Genomic DNA, 15,821 nt, shown 5'->3' with positions numbered 1-15,821 from the left:
GGGGACCTCCCGCGCCGGGCAGCGCGTCGCCGGACCCGCCGGGCCTGCCGGGTTCGCCGGGTTCGCCGGGCTCGCCGGACGCTCAGTGGAAGGCGGGCACGATCAGGTAGAGGCCGTAGGCGGTGGCGGTCAGGCAGGCCAGGAAGCACAGGCCGGCGGCCAGCCGCAGCGGCGGCCGCCGGGGCGCGGGGGCCGCCGCCGCGCGGTCCGCGGCCCGCAGGCCCGTCGCGAACAGGCCGACCAGGGCGGTGGTGGCGCCGATGCCGACCAGGGCGACCTGGCCGAGCGCGGTCCAGTCGATGTGCACGGGCCCTCCCGGGGCGCGGTGGGACGGATCAGGCGGACGCGGGGGCCGGACGCACGGCCACCGTGTGGTCGTCGTTGACGTTCGAGGCGTCGACCGGCGTCCGCCGGGCCGCGAGGACGATCACGGTGCTGAGCGCGAGCGCCGCCAGCGCGGTGACGGCGATCCCGGCGGTGCCGCCGTGCACCACCAGCAGCGCGGCCAGCGCGCCGACCGCCGCGGCGGCGGGCAGGGTCAGCGCCCAGCCGACGGCGACCCGCCCGGCGGTGCCCCAGCGCACCTCGGCGAGCCGGCGGCCCAGCCCGGCGCCGAGGATGCCGCCCGAGCACACCTGCGTGGTGGACAGCGGGAAGCCGAGGTGTGCGGAGGAGAGGATGACGGCGGTGGCGGCGGTCTCGGCGGCGAAGCCCTGCGGCGGGTGGATGTCCGTGATGCCCCGGCCCATCGTCCGGATGATCCGCCAGCCCCCCAGGTAGGTGCCCAGCGAGATGGCCAGGCCCGCCGTCGCCACGACCCACAGCGGCGGCCCGGCCGAACTGTCCAGCGCCCCGGCCGAGATGAGGGTCAGTGTGATGATGCCCATGGTCTTCTGGGCGTCGTTGGTGCCGTGGGCGAGCGAGACCAGGGACGCCGAGAAGACCTGCCCGACCCGGAAGCCGCGCTCGGGGACGGCCGCGTCGGCGGGCCCGGTTCGCGCGGTCCCTGCGGACCCTGCGACCTCCGGGCGGTCGCGCCGACCGCCGGAGGTCAGCCGGTAGGCGAGGTAGGTGGCGGGCAGGGCCGCCGCGCCGGCGATCAGCGGGGAGAGCAGCGCGGGCAGCAGGACCTTCTGCACCACCGTGACGAAGTGGACGCCGCCGGTCCCGACGCCCACGCAGACCGCCCCGATGAGGCCGCCGAACAGGGCGTGCGAGGAACTGGAGGGCAGGCCCAGCAGCCAGGTCGTCAGGTTCCACAGGATCGCGCCGACCAGCCCCGCGAAGATCACCCCCGGGGTGACCAGCGCGTCGTCCACGATGCCGCCCGAGACCGTCCGGGCCACCTCGGTCGACAGGAACGCGCCCGCCAGGTTGAGGACGCCGCTGATCAGCACGGCGGTCCGCGGGCTGAGCGCGCCGGTGGCGATCGAGGTGGCCATGGCGTTGGCGGTGTCGTGGAAACCGTTGGTGAAGTCGAAGGCGAGGGCCGTCACGACGACCAGGACGACGAGGAACGACACGTGTGCCATGTCTCCATGGCAGCACGGCGGCCCGGTCCTCCCGGCGACCGCGGTGTGAACCCCGTGCGCAGATTCCGCGCGCACCGGGCCGGGACTGCCGGGCGGGGCGGCCCCCCGGCTCCGGCGGGAGGCGTGCTGTCAGTCCTCGTAGGACGCGGCGAAGCGGCAGTGCCCGGCGCCTGCCGCGCGGTGGGCCCGGCCGGGTGCCCGCCGGTCCTCGTCGGTGCCGTCGGGCAGCGCCCCGGGCGCCGGGCCGCGCGGTGGTCGACGGAGGTCCGCTCCGCCGGACCCGTTCCGGTCCGCCGTGGGCGCGGGTGCGGGCGCGGGCGACGCGGGTGCGGGCGACGCGGGCGCGGGCGACGCGGGGACGAGCCGCAGGTCGGTCATGGCGTGGTCGCTTTCGTCCGGGAGCGGCGGGAGCCTCCGGCAGGCCCCGTCCGTGCCTCCAGTGGACACCCGCCGTCCGCGGACCGGCCGGTTCTTGACGCGGCGACTGCACCGGTCCGGTCCGCCCTGACGGAACGTTGACGGGGTGCGCCCTCGCCGGTGAACGGGCCGCCTGCCCGCACCACTCCCCCGAACCGGCTACACCTCGATCTGCGCGCCCATGATCACCGTCCGGTCCCGGGGCAGGCCGAAGTACTCGGCGGCGTCGGAGGTGATGTAGGAGGTGGCGATGAACAGCCGCTTGCGCCAGGGCGCCATGGTCGGCTGCTCCCCCCGGCGGAGCTCGATCTTCGACAGGAAGTACGACGCCTGGTCGAGGTCGAGCGGCCCCTCGGTGTCGGCCGGGTCGAGCAGGGCGAGCGTGGCGGGCACGTCCGGCGTCTCCATGTAGCCGTACCTGGCGGTGACGTGGACGATCCCGTCCTCGCCGTAGCCGAGGCTGTCGACCACGCACCGCTCCTCCTCCGGGACGCGCGGCACCGGTTCGGTGCTGATCGACAGGATGACCAGCTGGCCGTGCCGGACGTGGTTGTGCTCGACGTTGGCGCGCAGCGCCAGCGGGGTGGTCTCCTTGCCCCGGTTGAGGAAGACCGCGGTGCCGGGGACCAGGGCGGCCGGTACCCGCCCGTCGTGCAGCTGGTCGACGAACTCCCGCAGCGGGCCCTCGCGCCGCTCCCGCTCGGCGGTGACGGTCCGCCGGCCGTGCTGCCAGGTCGTCATCACGGTGAACACGGCCAGGCCGATCAGCAGCGGCAGCCACGCGCCGTGGAAGAACTTGGTGGCGTTCGCCGCGACGAACAGCAGGTCGACGGTGAGCAGCGCGGTCGCGCCGACGGCGAGCAGCCAGAGCGGCGTGTGCCAGCGGGTGCGGGCCAGGTAGAAGAACAGCAGGGTGGTGATGGTGATCGTGCCGGTGACGGCCATGCCGAAGGCGAAGGCCAGGGCGGCGGAACTGCGGAAGGCGAAGACCAGGGTGAGCACGGAGACCATCAGCAGCCAGTTGACCCACGGGACGTAGATCTGGCCGATCGTCGACTCCGAGGTGTGGGCGATCCGCAGGCGCGGCAGGTAGCCGAGCTGCGCGGCCTGGGAGGTGACCGAGTACGCGCCGGTGATCACGGCCTGGGAGGCGATCACGGTGGCGGCGGTGGCCAGGAGCACGATCGGCCAGCGGGCCCAGCCCGGTGCCAGCAGGAAGAAGGGGCTGCTGATGTTCGCCGGGTCGTCCAGGATCAGCGCGCCCTGTCCCAGGTAGCTGAGGATGCACGCGGGGAACACCAGGAACAGCCAGCCCCGGGTGATCGCGGGACGGCCGAAGTGCCCCATGTCGGCGTAGAGCGCCTCCGCCCCGGTGACCGCGAGGACGACCGCGGCGAGCGCGAAGAACGCCGTGCCGAAGTGGCCGACGAAGAAGCCCAGCGCGTACGTCGGCGACAGCGCGCGCAGGATCTGCGGGTGCTCGGTGATCCCGCGCACGCCGCACGCCCCGACCACGGTGAACCAGAGGATCATCACCGGCCCGAACACCCGCCCCACCGCCGCCGTGCCCCGGCGCTGCGCCAGGAACAGCAGGACCAGGATGCCCGCCGTCAGCGGCACCACCGCGTCCTTCAGGGAGGGCTGGACGACCTCCAGGCCCTCCACGGCGGACAGCACCGAGATCGCCGGGGTGATCATGCTGTCGCCGAAGAACAGCGCCGCGCCGAAGATCCCCAGCACGGTCAGCACGGCCGCCGCCTTCCGCCCGGCCTTCGCGCCCGAGCGCCGGATCAGGGTGATCAGCGCCATGATGCCGCCCTCGCCGTCGTTGTCGGCGCGCATCGCCAGCAGCACGTAGGTGACCAGCACGACGACCACCACCGACCAGAACACCAGCGACACCACGCCGTACACGTTGTCCGTGCTGACCGGCACCGGGTGCGGGTCGTCCGGGTCGAACACCGTCTGCAGGGTGTAGATCGGGCTGGTCCCGATGTCCCCGAACACCACCCCCAGTGCTCCGACGATCAGGGCCAGGCGGGCGGGGCCCTTCACCGCGGGATGCAGCGCGGGGGAACCGCGATCGGTCATAGCGACGGCCTTCTCTCGGTCATGCTTCGCCATACTTGATCAAGTCCTGAACGGATTCGAAGCTACGGCAGTGCGGTGCCGCCGCACCGCCTACCCCGCCGACGGGACCGATCACCTCCGGACGTCGGACGGCCGCGGAGAGCGCCCCGCCGGGCGTCGCGACGGGGCGAGGGCTGCCTGACGTGGCACTAGTGCTCTGACCGGGAACGTTCACCGGGTTGGCGCTGGCGGCCCCTCAGCCGGTTGGATGTCGCGAGACGTTGAACCCGGAGGGGCGCGATGGCAGAGCCGATCAGGGTGCGCAGGCTCACGGGCGACGAAGGACAGCAGTTACAGGGGATTGTGCGGCGTGGCAGCACCAGCTCGGTGCGTTACCGGCGGGCGATGATGCTGTCGGCCTCGGCCGACGGGAACCGGGCGCCGGTGATCGCGCGGCTGGTGCGGGCGGACGAGGATGCGGTGCGGGGTGTGGTTCACCGGTTCAACGAGATCGGGCCGGCCTGCTTGGACCTTCGCTGGGCGGGGGGCCGTCCCCGCCTGCTCAGTCCTGATGATGAGGACTTCGTTGTCCAGACGGCCACCACTCGCCCGGCCAGGCTCGGACAGCCCTTCACCCGCTGGTCGATCCGCAAACTCCTCGCCTACCTGCGCCGCGTCCACGGCCGGGTGATCCGCGTCGGCCGTGAATCCCTTGGCGGGGTCAGTGGCCGAGGGCGGCGCTGAGAGTGGGGTGGATGGTGAACCAGGCGGTGACGCCCGCGGTGTCGAGGCGGCGCTGGAAGGAGGGGCTGAGCGGTCCGACGAGTTCGACGCCGCCGGCTTGGCGGGCCTTGATGAGCAGGCCCAGGAGGTTCTCGTCGCCGAATGCGAGGGCGGCGAGGTCCACGACCAGGGGGAGGCCGGTCGCGGTGGCGCGGGCGAGGTCGTCTTCGAGGTCCTCGCACGCCCGCCCGGCGGCACTCCCGCGCAACATCAACACGTAGGCGTTGGGGAAGGGCGCGTGGATGACGAGCAGATCGTGGTCGGTACTACTGCCCGGCTCGTTCATCAGCCCAGCATGTCAGGTGTCGCGCTCGTTCGGGCAGCGGCGGGAGCGCCGGGCTCGACGCGCAGGGCGAGCAGGGCGGTGTCGTCGCTGGCCCAGCCGTGGTGGTGGGCGTGAAGGACCGCGGTGAGGTGGTCGACGGTCGCGGTGGCGTCCATGCCGTGGGTGGCGGCCAGCGCCTGGGCGAGGTCGGCTTCGCCGAAGACCGCCCCGGCGTCCTCGGGGTCGGTTCCGGGCCGGGCGCGGGCCTCGGTGGCGCCGTCGGTGTAGAGCAGGAGGAGATCGCCGGGGCCCAGGTGGAAGGACGTGTCTGTCAGGTCCAGCCGCGGCAGGATGCCCAGCAGGGTGCCCGGCACACCGACCTCCTCCACGTGTCCGGCGGCCCGGCGGATCAGCGCGGGGGGATGGCCGGCCAGGGTGACGGTGCCGGCCGCGCCGGCGGGGGTGAGGTGGAAGGCGGCGTAGAGGGCGGTCAAAAAGCGCGGGGCGCTCTGGGCGATCATGGCGGTGTTGAGCCGGGTCAGCAGTTCGCCGGGCGTGCCGGGGTCGGCGGCGTCGGCCCGGATGGTGTAGCGGGCCATGGAGCTGATCTGGGCGGCCTGGACGCCCTTGCCGCACACGTCGCCCATGATCGCGGCCCAGTTGTCGCCGTGGGTGCGGAAGAGGTCGTAGAAGTCGCCGCCCACCTCGATGTCGGTGCGGGCGCTCCTGGATGCCGACAGGTACGAGGCGGCTGCCTCCACGCCCGGGATGGTACGCAGGGCCGCGGGCAGCAGTCCGGCCTGCAGGCTGTGGGCGAGGTCCGCGGACCGCCGGTGGGCTTCCTGGGAGGCGGTGAGCAGCTGCCGCATCCGCATCTCCGCCGACACCGAGCGGGCCAGTGTCGCCAGTGTCGCCAGGTCCGCCGGGGACCAGGAGCGGGGGGAGTCGTCGATCACGCAGAAGCTGCCCAGCACCCGCCCCTCGGGGTCGAGCAGCGGGTAGCCGGCCCACGCGCCGATGTTCATCGGTCCGACCGAGGGATGGGCGGCGGTACGGGGGTCGGCGGCCGCGTCGTCGACGACGAACGGGGCCCCGCCCGCCCCGACCAGGAAGTAGCAGAAGCTCTGCGCGACCGGCGACTGCCGGTCGGCCGGCTCGTCGAGGTCCACGCCCACGCAGGACTTCCAGAACGAGCGGTCCTCATCGACCAGCGTGACGAACGCGCGAGCGGTGCCGGTGATCCGGGCCGCCAGTGAGGCGAGGTCGTCGAAGACCTCCTCCGCTCCGGTGTCCAGCAGCCCGGTCGCCTTCACCGCGGCCACCCGGGCGGGGTCCGACAGCACCGCCGGCAGACCGTCCCGACGCACGGCGCTCGCGAAGTCCGTACCCGCCATCAATCAGCCCGTCCTCGAAATCGTTGTCGACTGACAAGCGAACCACACCGCCCACACCGCTGTCAGTGAGCCGCCCCTCACCGATGAGGACCCTCGGCCGCCGTCCCGGCCCGATCACCGGCTCGCCACCGACCGCCTCGCGCCCGGGCCACCACGAGTCCAGCCGCCCCGAGCGAGACCAGCACCGAGGACCCGCTCGTCTTCGAGGAGCCTCCGGGCACCTCCAGCCGCCACACCCTCCAGCAGCCGAAGTTCGGCGAGCTGCTCATCCACGCGGGGCCGAGCGGCACCGGGCGCATCTCCGAGATGCACTGCCCCGCGCCCGGCACCGGGTACATCCTCGACTCGCTCCGCCAAGGCCGGCCCCCGATGGTGATCGCTGAGCCACTCTGGAAGGTTCGCCGGGTTGGCAGGCCACTTCTGTTCGATGCGGCGGTAAGGCGCAGGCATCGGAGGGCGGCGGCCTTGAGGTGGGGCTTGTGCAGCGGCTGTATAGCCGCATGTCACGAGTCGCCCGGTCCGGGTGCTGCCAGGAGACATGCGGTACGTCGGGATCGTCACCCAGGCCGACACCGTTGAAAGGTCGGTGCGAGGCAGTCCTGTCAGGTGTTCCTGGGCAGCATCAACGGTGCACGGAAACTTTCCCGGGGTTGGGGCCGCCAGACTCGGCGGGGTTGCCGCCGCGGACGTCGCGGCCGGGGGTCCCGGCGGCCCGGGGCGTCGAAGCCTGGAGTGCAGGAGGGAGCACCGCGGGCAGCCCGGGGTTAGCCGCCGGCCGAGTTGGCCGAGGCCGAACCGCCGGAGGCCCAGCCGGATTTGGGCTGCGGCCGATCGCGCGTGCTGCGCTCGGTGCGCAGCTTCACCACGACCCCGGCCGGGCCGAGCAGGGCCTCCAAGGCGTCGGCGAGCCGCTGCGGGTCGCCGCCGAACGGGAGCACGAGCTGCTCCTGGGCGCCTCGTAGGTCGAGTTCCAGCGCGAGCGTGGAGACGGCCGGCTTGTGGTCCCCCTGGTACGGTTCCACCACCTTGTGTGTCAGCCGCACCTCGCGCAGGGTCTTGACGGGTAGCCAGTCGTCCGGCCCGGCGGCTCGGACCAAGCGCAGGGACGCGGGCACCCTGGCCGGCGCGAACTCCACCCGCAGGATGTTCCGGGCCCGGGAAAAGGCCAGTGCCGGCCAGCCGACCAGGTACTCCAGCCCGGCGATCACCCCCACCACTACGAAGACGGTCGACGCCTGCGTCCCGGCCAGCGCCATCCAGAAGGCGATGACCAAGGTCGGCGCGCCCAGGGCGAACGGGGTGACCAGCGCCAGTCCTGCCGAGGTCAGCGCGTTCCACACTGGCCCGGTCGGGCCGGTGCGCAGGACCAGATCCGTCGAGTCGGGGCCTTGTCTCAGCAAGGGATCGGTGGCCATGCCTCCAGCGTAGGACGGGTCCGCAAGAGCGCCTCGACCCCATCCGGCCGACGGAGGCAAGGCTTCTGACGGCCCGTAGCCCTCGGCCGGCGGACGCGGCGGGCTCCCAGGACTCGAACCACGGGTCGGGCCACTGCTCGGCGGCGGCCATCAGCAGGGTAGAAGGCGGCTCCGTCCAGGCTCTCGCGGACGATGCCGGCAGGGCCGCCGCGACGTGCGGTCTCCTCGATCAGGTGCAGCAACACCCGCCGCATCGACCCCTCCTCGACGTCCGTGGGGAACCACGGCGCGCCTCCAGGAGACGGGAACGCCCTGGCCGAGGTCTCACCGGGTGCGGACCGGAACTCATCGTCCGACTCGTCGGCCACCCGCGGCAGGGCGCCGGAGCGCCGCAGGACGAAGGCCGTCCAGCCGCGCTGGCAGCGCGCGGCGTGCTCGATCAGTTCGACGATGCTCAGCTCACTGGCGGAGGAACCGGTGGAGGACCCACCCGCGCCGAACCCGGCGAACCTTCTCGGTCACGGCACTAGCATGGGGCCGCCGCGGGGAGCGGCGCCGTGGCGAGGGGCGGGGAGATGCAGCAGCTGGTCGAGTTGGCGATGCCGGACGGGCAGACGGTCTGGGCGCTGGTGGACGGCCCGTCGGGTCCGCGCGACACCGGGCTGGGCGACCAACTGGCCACCCGGCTGGAGGGGTTGCAGGAGTCGCTGCACGCCGTCGCCGCCAATGTGCGCGACGCGGTCGCGGCGGTCCGGCCCGACGAGGTGTCGGTCGAGTTCGGGCTGGAGCTGGCCGCCGGGCGCGGCGGTGTGGTGGCCGCGCTGACCGGTGTCGGCGGGAAGGCCACCTTCAAGGTCGCCCTCAAGTGGACCTCCGGCGGCCCGTCCGCCGAGCGGCCCCCGACCGAGGAGCCCGACGAGCCGGGCGGGTCCGACGAGCCGGGCGGGTCCGATGAGCCGGACGCATCCGGCGGGTCCGGCGGGCCCGGTGCGCCCGGCGATCCCGCCGCCGGGGCCTGAGCGCGGCGGGGGCCCGCGCCCGATGCGGAACTTCGATCCGCTGACCGCCCTGCAGGCGCTGCTGGAACGCTGCCGGGTCCGGGTGGACGGCCGGACCGAGGGCAGCGGGTTCTTCGTCGCGCCCGGCTTCGTGCTGTCCTGCGCCCACGTGGCCGGCGGCGCGGCGGGCGGGCGGGTCCGGGTGGAGTACGAGGGCGCGGCGCACCCGGCCACGGTGCTCGCCGCGGCGCCGGACGCCGCCGCGGCTGCCGGTCGACCGCTGTACCCGTTCCCGGACCTGGCGCTGCTGGAGCTGGCCGACCCGCCGCCCGGCCACCCGTGCGTCTGGCTGGACCCGGAGGCGCCGCCGTCCGGGACCCGGGTGACGGCGACCGGTTTCACCCGCGACCTCGGCCCGCGGACGGCCGTCCTGGCGGCGGGCGGCCGGACCGGGCAGCCGGGGCGGGCGATGCTGGAGCTGGTGGCGGGCGAGGTCAATCCGGGGCTGTCGGGCGGGCCGGTGCTCAGCCACCGTTCGGGCGGGGTGACGGCGGTGGTGAAGGCCACCCGGCAGGAGGACAGCGCGATGGGCGGCTACGGGGTGCCGGTGTCGGCGCTGCGGCTGCTCGACCCGGCGGCGTACCGGCGGGTGCTGTCCGCGCACGACCGCTTCCACGCCGTGGACGCCCGCTGGCGCTCGCTCGCCGACGCCCCGCCGCCCACCGGGTACGCGGACGGACCCGCCGCCGCCCGGACCGCCGAACGCGCCGCCGACCGGGCGTTCCTGGCACTGCTCGCCGAACTGCCCCCCGACTCCGCCGCCGACCTGCGCGCCGCGTTCCTGCGCGCCGCCCCGCCGGGCACCTTCGAGCCGGACCTGCCGCTGCTCGACCGCCGCGACGTCTACCAGGAGCTGGCCGCCCGGGTCACCCTCGGCGGCGACCACCTGACGCCCGAACTCGCCTACTGCGCCGACCTGGTGCGCGCCCTGCCCGGGGACGCGCCGCTCACCCGGGCGCTGCGCGACCGGGTGCTGATCCGGGCCGGGGAGACCGGCCGGGGCGAGGCCGCCCGGCAGCGGATCGACGGCAGCCCGGCGTACGCCCCGCCATCCGCCCCGCCGCACCACCCGCCCCGTCCGGCCGCGCCGGTGCGCCCCTCGGTGATCGGCCGGGTCCGGCACTCACTGCGCGACCGCAGCCGCTACCACGTGCGGGTGTGGCAGTTCCGCGGCGCGGAGGAGATCGTCCCGGCCGGTCCCGAGTCCGCCGAGCTGACGCTCCCCCAGGCGCTGCGCCTGCTGGCCGAGTCGCTGCCGCCGCAGATCGAGACGGTGGAGGCGCTGGAGGCCCTGGACGGGGCGGCCGGGCGGCCGGCGCTGGTGGAGCTGATCCTGCCGCACGAGGCCCTGGACGAGGACTACGCGGGCTGGCGGCTCTGGCCGGAGCTGGAGTGGTGGACGCTGGGCCGCAAGCACCGGCTGGTGGTCCGCCCGCTGGAGCGCCACCAGGAGCCGAGGCTGCACCACCCCTGGCTGATGCGCTGGGAGCACCTGGCGGAGCAGTCGCTCGACCGGGCGCTGGTCTGCGTGTGCGGGCGCGGCCGGCAGCAGCGTCCGCAGGCGCTGGACGCCGCGTTCAACACCGCTCCGGAACTGGCCGCGCTGGTCCTGGCCGGGGCGCCGCGCGGCGGTGCGCTGGCGCAGGCGTTCCGGGTGGCGGTGGCCTCCGGCGTGCCGGTGATGCTGTGGGAGCGCGGCACCGACCCGCGCCCGCTCGACCAGGGCGCCTGCGCCACCGGCTGCACCGCCCCCGGCCGGGGCGACTGTCCGGACGGCCGCTTCCTGCGCGCGGCCCGCACGGCGCTGGCCGACACCCACCGGGACGCCGCCCCCGACCGGATCCGCGACCTGCGCAACGAGGCCGAGCTGCACGAGGCGGAACGGCACCCGGGCCCGGACGCCCCCGACGCCCCGCTCGGCGACCGGGTGGTGCTGCTCTGGGACGACCCGGCCCGCCAACTGCCCCGCACCCGGCTCGCCCCGGCCGCCACCTCCCCGGTGACCGCGCCCACCGCCCCCGCCGCCTCCACCGCACCCGACCCCGCCCCCAGCACTTCCACCGCCCCCGCCACGGAAGGACTCCCGCGATGACCCTCTGGCGCATCTACCAGGGCGTGGACCGACCCCACGACCGGATCGCCGACCTGCCGCCCCCGCCGCCCTGGCGGGAGTTCGACGGCGGCCGGGACGGCACCCTGGCCGCCGTGGACCGCGACGCGGTCGGCGGTGGCCGCCGCCGCCTGCCGCACCGGGCCGCGTACCGGGCCGACGAGCGCACCGTCGACGCCGTCAACACCGCGCTCTACCTGCGCCGTCCGCTGCTGGTCAGCGGCGACCCGGGGGTCGGCAAGTCGACCCTGGCCGACGCGGTGGCCCGCGAACTGCGACTGGGCCCGGTGCTGCGCTGGTCCGTCAACAGCCGCACCACGCTCCGCGACGGCCTGTACCGGTACGACTCGCTGGGTCGCCTGGAGGACGCCGGCCTGGCCCGCCACCAGTCCGACGCCCCGGCCGGGGCGTCCGCCGCCACCGACCTCGGGCGGTACGTCAGCCTCGGTCCGCTCGGCACCGCGCTCGCCCCGTACGCGCTGCCCCGGGTGCTGCTGGTCGACGAGATCGACAAGGGCGACCTGGACCTGCCCAACGACCTGCTGGACGTGTTCGAGGAGGGCGGCTTCGAGATCCCGGAGCTGACCCGGGCCGCCGACCAGCAGCCGACCGTCGCGGTGCGCCCGCACGACGGCGGGCCGGCGGTGCGGGTGACCCGCGGGGCGGTGCAGTGCCGGGCGTTCCCGTTCGTGATCCTGACCAGCAACGGCGAACGGGAGTTCCCGCCCGCGTTCCTGCGCCGCTGCATCCGGCTGCACCTGCCGTCGGCGCACCAGGACGGCGCGCGGCTGCGCGCGATCGTCGAGGCCCACCTGCCGGGCGCGGGCGCGGCGGCCGAGGCCGCCGTCGGGGCGTTCCTGGCCCGGGCCGCGACCGGGGAGCTGGCCACCGACCAACTCCTGAACGCGGTCTACCTGTTGGCGCCGTCCGCCGGTGCGGCCGGGCCGGACCGGGACCGCCTGCTCGACCTGGTCATGCAGCACCTCAACGACGCCCCGCCCGGCCGGCCGTGAGCGGCGCCCCCGGCCCGGGGCGGGACGCCGTCCGCCGCCTGGCCGCCCTGCTCGCCGACCTCACCGGCCCGGACGGTCCCGCCCCGACCGGGCGCGAACTCGCCGACCTGCTGTGGCTGCACGCCCGCCTCGGCGGCGGCCCGTCCCCCGCGCCGGGGGAGGTCGACGCCGTCTCGGTCAAGCTCCAGCAGCCCGGCGTCCACCGCCCCGCCCCCACCGACCGGACCGACCCCCGCCCCGCGCGGCGCGATCCGCCCCCTGCCCCGCGCCGCCCGCTCCACCTGCCCGGCCCGGTGCCCGCCGTGGGCACCCCGCCGCTGCCCGCCTCGCCGGTCCGGGTCGGCACCGGCCGCGCCCTCCCCCGCCGCCGCGAACTCGCCCGCGCACTGCGCCCGTTGAAGCGCGGCGTGCCGTCCGCCGACCGCACCGCGCTGGACGAGGACGCCACCGCCGAGCGCCTCGCCCGCGACCCGCGCTGGTGGCCGGTGCTGGTGCCCGGCGTCGAGCGCTGGCTCGGCGTCCGGCTGATCGTCGACGCGCACGGCGACAGCGCGGTGCTGTGGGAGCCGCTGGCCCGCGAACTCGCCACCCTGCTGGCCGGTTCCGGCATCTTCCGGGACGTCCGGCTGCACCACCTGACCGGCCCCGACGCCCCCGGGGACGACACCGCCGCCCGGCCGCCCGGCTGCACCGCCACCTTCGTCCTCACCGACGGCGTCCACCCCGACTGGGCCGGGCCGCGCCTGCGTGCCGCCCTGCGCCGCTGGGCCCAGGCCGGGCCGACCGCCGTCCTGCACACCCTGCCCGAACACCTGTGGGCGCAGACGGCGTTGGCCCCCGAGCCCGGCCGCTTCCGCACCGCAGCCCCCGCCGACCCGCACCCCCGGTTCACCCCGTACGCCCTCGTCCCGCCCCCGCAGCCGCCCGGCACCCTCGCCGTGCCGGTCCTCGGCCTCTCCCCCGAGTGGCTCGCCCCGTGGGCCCGCGCCACCGCCGGGCCGCACGCCTACGACGCGCCCGCCGTCCTGCTCGCCCCCGGTCCCCCGTCCCGGCCGCCGGCCGAACCCCCGGCCGACGACCGCCCCGCCCTGCCCGCCGGCGGCTTCGACTCCTTCCTGGCCCAGGCCCAGCCCCGGGTGTTCCGGCTCGCCGCCCTGCTGTCCGCCGTACCGCTCAACTTCGGCGTGATGCGGCTGGTGCAGTCCGCGCTGCTGCCCGACAGCCCGCCCGCCGACCTCGCCGAGATCGTCTTCAGCGGCCTGCTGCGCGCCGTCCCCGACGACCCGTCCACCGAATCCCTGGGCCGCGCCTACGAGTTCGCCCCCGGCGTCCGGGAGCGCCTGCTCGCCACCCTGCGCCGCGACGAGGCCCAGCAGGTGGTGGACACCGTCTCCGAGCACCTGGCCGCCCACGCCGCCGTGCTGGGCGCCCGCTTCACCGCGCTCTTCCCGGACCCGGACGGCCCGCTCACCCTCCCCGCCGGCGCCCGCCCCTGGGCCCACACCGGCGCCCCCGTGCCCGCCCCCGCCCCGGGCCGCCGCTTCTTCCTCCCCGTCATCGGGGTCGCCGTCCCCGGCGAGGGCGAACCCGAGGCGGCCGGCCTGTTCAGGGCGACCGCCCGGGTCGCCACCGGATTCGGCCGGCTCGGCTACCAGCAGGCCGGGCCGACCGGCGACGGCAGCGCCGTGGACCTGCTGCGCGCCTGGGCGCGGCAGGTCCGCCTCGGCCCCGGGGACCTGGTGGCGGTCTACCTGGCCGGCCACTCGATGGCCGCCTTCGGCCAGCAGGTCGAACTCCTGCTCCCGGACGGCCTGTCCGCCGCCCGCCCCCGCCGGATCCGCCGCGTCGGGCTGGAGGAGTTCCGCCGCGCCTTCGGCCGCCTCGGCCGCCTGCTCCTGATCGTCGACCAGCACCCGCTGCGCGCCGAGCCCGCCACCCCGCCGCCGGGGAGCCCGGCCCTCACCCTGCTGGTCCGCAACTCCCCCGCCCCGGCCTTCTCCGAGAGCATGTCGGGCCTGCTCACCGCCTTCGCCGTCGGCGTCTTCCAGTCGCCCGAGGTCGGGGTCCACCTGCGGGAACGCCTGCACATCGGCACCCTCGCCACGGCGGACACCACGGACGACCTGCTGCCGTTCTTCACCCCCGAGGCCAGGCCCGCCGAAGCGCGGGAGCCCGGACCCGCCCACCTGCTCGACTCGTTGGTGTCCTGGCTCACCGGTGGCATCCACGACACCGCCCCGCGGGAGTTCTCCAGCACCACGCGGCTGCCGCTGGCCACGGTCCTGCGCTGCCTCGGCCCGCTGACCGACCGCGTCCGGCAGGTCCGCGTGCCCGGCGAGAGCCTGGACCCCGCCCGGCGGTGGGAGGAGCTCGGCGAGCGGCTGGGGCTCGAACGACCCGACCGGGAGGCCGTCCTGGAGCACCTGGCCCGGCACCGCGCGGACCTGCTGCTGGTCCTCACCGCCCGCCGACCGGACGGCGAGACCCCGCTCCGGCCCGACGAGTTCCTGTCCGCCCTGACCGGCGTCGAGGCCCGCGTCCTGCTGGTCGACCCCTTCGCCACGCCGACACCGGGCGCGGTGCGACTCCGCCCCGGCCGGAACGAGTCGCTGATCTGCGACGCCGTCGACGGCGGTCACCGCCTCGAATCCGTCGACCGGGCCCGGGCCGCCGACGCCTACCGGCTCGCCCTGGACCTCGCCCTGACCGCCGGGAGCCACTGGTGGGCGGCCGTGGCCACCGCCGCACTGGACCGGCTCGGCGCCCCGCACTCCACCCCGCACCCGACCCAACTCGACCGCATCCAGAGCGCGTTCACCACCGTCCCGGGTGCCGCCGACGCGCTGCTCGACCTCACGGACCTGATCCGCTCGACCCCGGCCGACCTGGTGGAGCAGGTCTACGCGCTCCTGCGGGCCCTGATCGGCCACCGCCGGGACCCGGCCACCGGCATCCACCCGATCGTCGACCCGGCCGTCCTGGACGGCCTCGACCGCCGGGACCGCGCGGTCGTCCGCGACTGGATCGACAACGAGCTGGTCGAGGCCGCCGCCCCGCACCGGGCCCGGCTGCTCGAACTCGCCGCGATCCTCGACACCCCGGTGATCTCCTCCGACCCGACCCTCCCGGACGGCCCGCTGGGCCCGTGGGTGACCCGTCTCGTCCCGCACGCCGAACCCGACGGAACCCTCCGGCTGCTGCCGCGCCCCGCCCCCGCCCCCCGGCCGTCCTCCGCCGACTTCGGCCACCTCGTGCGCCGCACCTGGCGCTGCCCGACCGAGGGGTGCGCCCGCTACGCCCCCGGCCCGACCCCGCCGCCGCTGCCCAGCGTCGAAGGACTGGACGCCGTCTGCACCGAACACCGCACCCCCCTGCTCCCGGCCGCCCCCCGCCCGGCCGTCGCCCACCTCAAAGCCGTCACCGACCAGTTCTGCTCCGGCCAGTTCACCGTCGAGGAGGGGTCTTCGTTCCCGCTCTCCCTCTCGGTCGACAGCACCCCCCTGCTGGTCTCCTTCCAGGACGGCACCGTCACCGTCCGGGCCACCGACATCGGCGCCCGCTACCGCCTCCCCGGCCCCGGCGCCCCGGACTGGCAGGACCTGATCCCGGACGAACCGCTCCCCTTCCCGCCCGGCACCCGCATCGCCCCGGCCCCGGACGTCACCCTGGTCCGCACCGGCACCCCCCTCCCCGGCGAACCGGCCCCGCCCACCGGGCCCTGACCGGATACAACAGCGCTTGTACAAGCGCTGTTACAGTGGCCG

The 15,821-nt window shown here is 75.6% G+C and carries 11 protein-coding genes and 1 pseudogene; 5 read left to right on the top strand and 7 right to left on the bottom strand.

The window, feature by feature from the left end; all coding sequences use genetic code 11:
* Positions 1-82 precede the first annotated feature (82 nt).
* The 3 genes from ACIP60_RS07160 to ACIP60_RS07150 form a co-directional block, all read right to left on the bottom strand.
* Positions 83-307 (bottom strand): hypothetical protein, encoded by a 225-nt coding sequence (locus ACIP60_RS07160; protein WP_400680938.1) that lies wholly within the window; start codon positions 305-307, stop codon positions 83-85.
* A 28-nt stretch (positions 308-335) separates the two neighbouring features.
* Entirely contained in the window at positions 336-1,532 is a 1,197-nt protein-coding gene (locus ACIP60_RS07155) for an anion permease (RefSeq protein ID WP_400680935.1), read from the bottom strand.
* A gap of 576 nt (positions 1,533-2,108) precedes the next feature.
* Positions 2,109-4,040: a potassium transporter Kup gene (locus tag ACIP60_RS07150; RefSeq protein WP_400680933.1), complete on the bottom strand. Its 1,932-nt coding sequence runs from the start codon at positions 4,038-4,040 to the stop codon at positions 2,109-2,111.
* 279 nt (positions 4,041-4,319) lie between these two features.
* On the opposite strand from ACIP60_RS07150, the pseudogene ACIP60_RS07145 reads away from it, so the two are divergent.
* Positions 4,320-4,733 (top strand): annotated as a pseudogene (locus ACIP60_RS07145) (transposase); the annotation flags it as partial.
* A gap of 7 nt (positions 4,734-4,740) precedes the next feature.
* On the opposite strand, the gene ACIP60_RS07140 reads toward ACIP60_RS07145, so the two are convergent.
* The 4 genes from ACIP60_RS07140 to ACIP60_RS07125 all read right to left on the bottom strand — a co-directional run bounded on the left by ACIP60_RS07140 (position 4,741) and on the right by ACIP60_RS07125 (position 8,244).
* Entirely contained in the window at positions 4,741-5,088 is a 348-nt protein-coding gene (locus ACIP60_RS07140; protein WP_400680930.1) for an anti-sigma factor antagonist, read from the bottom strand.
* Positions 5,088-6,461, bottom strand: coding sequence for a PP2C family protein-serine/threonine phosphatase (locus ACIP60_RS07135; RefSeq protein WP_400680927.1), 1,374 nt, complete (start codon positions 6,459-6,461; stop codon positions 5,088-5,090). The genes ACIP60_RS07140 and ACIP60_RS07135 overlap by 1 nt, the downstream gene beginning before the upstream one ends.
* 764 nt (positions 6,462-7,225) lie before the next feature.
* A complete protein-coding gene (locus tag ACIP60_RS07130; protein ID WP_400680924.1) occupies positions 7,226-7,876 on the bottom strand; it encodes a hypothetical protein in 651 nt (216 codons plus the stop codon).
* Positions 7,855-8,244, bottom strand: a complete 390-nt coding sequence (locus tag ACIP60_RS07125) for a DUF664 domain-containing protein (RefSeq protein ID WP_400680922.1) — start codon at positions 8,242-8,244, stop codon at positions 7,855-7,857. The genes ACIP60_RS07130 and ACIP60_RS07125 overlap by 22 nt, the downstream gene beginning before the upstream one ends.
* A gap of 207 nt (positions 8,245-8,451) precedes the next feature.
* Between ACIP60_RS07125 and ACIP60_RS07120 the strand changes: the two genes are divergently transcribed.
* From ACIP60_RS07120 to ACIP60_RS07105, 4 genes are read left to right on the top strand one after another with little or no spacing between them, the layout of a single operon-like run.
* Positions 8,452-8,895 (top strand): CU044_2847 family protein, encoded by a 444-nt coding sequence (locus ACIP60_RS07120; RefSeq protein ID WP_400680920.1) that lies wholly within the window; start codon positions 8,452-8,454, stop codon positions 8,893-8,895.
* A gap of 22 nt (positions 8,896-8,917) precedes the next feature.
* Positions 8,918-11,026 carry a trypsin-like peptidase domain-containing protein gene (locus tag ACIP60_RS07115; RefSeq protein WP_400680918.1) on the top strand — a complete coding sequence of 703 codons (2,109 nt, stop codon included), beginning with the start codon at positions 8,918-8,920 and terminating at the stop codon, positions 11,024-11,026.
* Positions 11,023-12,057 (top strand): AAA family ATPase, encoded by a 1,035-nt coding sequence (locus ACIP60_RS07110; RefSeq protein WP_400680915.1) that lies wholly within the window; start codon positions 11,023-11,025, stop codon positions 12,055-12,057. Before ACIP60_RS07115 ends, ACIP60_RS07110 begins: the two co-directional genes overlap by 4 nt.
* Entirely contained in the window at positions 12,054-15,779 is a 3,726-nt protein-coding gene (locus tag ACIP60_RS07105) for an SAV_2336 N-terminal domain-related protein (protein ID WP_400680913.1), read from the top strand. Before ACIP60_RS07110 ends, ACIP60_RS07105 begins: the two co-directional genes overlap by 4 nt.
* Positions 15,780-15,821: the final 42 nt, after the last annotated feature.

The sequence above is a fragment of the Kitasatospora sp. NPDC088783 genome (genome assembly GCF_044750705.1).
Lineage (GTDB): Bacteria > Actinomycetota > Actinomycetes > Streptomycetales > Streptomycetaceae > Kitasatospora > Kitasatospora fiedleri.
The sequence above is the reverse complement of the archived record's forward strand: the minus strand, read 5'-3'. Positions and strand labels throughout refer to the sequence as shown.

Excerpts from the sequence above, each read along its gene's own strand:
- ACIP60_RS07130 (WP_400680924.1), bottom strand. The coding sequence starts at position 7,876 with ATGGCCACCGATCCCTTGCTGAGACAAGGCCCCGACTCGACGGATCTG.
- ACIP60_RS07115 (WP_400680918.1), top strand. The coding sequence starts at position 8,918 with ATGCGGAACTTCGATCCGCTGACCGCCCTGCAGGCGCTGCTGGAACGC.
- ACIP60_RS07140 (WP_400680930.1), bottom strand. The coding sequence starts at position 5,088 with ATGAACGAGCCGGGCAGTAGTACCGACCACGATCTGCTCGTCATCCAC.
- ACIP60_RS07110 (WP_400680915.1), top strand. The coding sequence starts at position 11,023 with ATGACCCTCTGGCGCATCTACCAGGGCGTGGACCGACCCCACGACCGG.
- ACIP60_RS07120 (WP_400680920.1), top strand. The coding sequence starts at position 8,452 with ATGCAGCAGCTGGTCGAGTTGGCGATGCCGGACGGGCAGACGGTCTGG.
- ACIP60_RS07155 (WP_400680935.1), bottom strand. The coding sequence starts at position 1,532 with ATGGCACACGTGTCGTTCCTCGTCGTCCTGGTCGTCGTGACGGCCCTC.
- ACIP60_RS07150 (WP_400680933.1), bottom strand. The coding sequence starts at position 4,040 with ATGACCGATCGCGGTTCCCCCGCGCTGCATCCCGCGGTGAAGGGCCCC.
- ACIP60_RS07135 (WP_400680927.1), bottom strand. The coding sequence starts at position 6,461 with ATGGCGGGTACGGACTTCGCGAGCGCCGTGCGTCGGGACGGTCTGCCG.